Source organism: Pseudomonas sp. P5_A12 (assembly GCF_056400685.1).
This window is the reverse complement of record NZ_JBFUKU010000621.1, coordinates 1-686: the sequence shown is the minus strand read 5'-3', so window position 1 is coordinate 686 and position 686 is coordinate 1. Positions and strand designations below refer to the sequence as shown.

Annotated in this window: 1 protein-coding gene; it reads left to right on the top strand. The window is 56.1% G+C overall.

The window, feature by feature from the left end; all coding sequences use genetic code 11:
• The coding region (locus AC1DSG_RS31545; RefSeq protein ID WP_477794353.1) for an AMP-binding enzyme at positions 1–380 on the top strand (380 nt) is incomplete at its 5' end.
• Positions 381–686 lie beyond the last annotated feature (306 nt).

Below are 686 nucleotides of genomic sequence, written 5' to 3'. Positions count from 1 at the left end.
CCGGCGACATGGCCTCGATCGACCCAATGGGCGGCGTCGAAATCAAAGACCGCATCAAGGACGTGATCAAGACGGGCGGCGAGTGGATCAGCTCCCTGGAACTGGAGAGCCTGATCAGCGAGCACGCCGCAGTAATGTCCGTCGCGGTCGTCGGCATTGTCGATGAGCAGTGGGGCGAACGGCCTATGGCCATGGTGGTGTGCGAGCCGGGGCAGTACCTCGACAAGCAGATACTCGAAGCGCACCTGCTGACGTTTGTCGAATGTGGGCGCATCAACAAATGGGCAATCCCCAAGCAGTTCAAATTCGTCACCGAGATCCCCAAGACCAGCGTCGGGAAAATCAACAAGAAGCTGATTCGGGAAACCGCTTCGAACTGATGGCTAAAACAGCCGGGTTCTAACCTCCTGAGGTAGAAAAACAAACGTGGCGTGAGGGAAACCTCACGCCACGTTTGCGTTTTGGCCGGTATGTTGTTTGTTGAAGCGTTTTTAAGGATTTTCCCTACAGTCATCGCCACCTTCTCTGACTTCTTTCCTGACTGATCCCCTGCAAAGTCTCGCGCGCCCCATTTTCTGCGCGAGGGATTGCTCATGTTCGACCCGATTTTCCACTCCACTGCCTGCCGTTCGGTGCGTTGATGACCCACATCGCCCGCATCGAGCAGGAACTCGACAGTTTTCCGG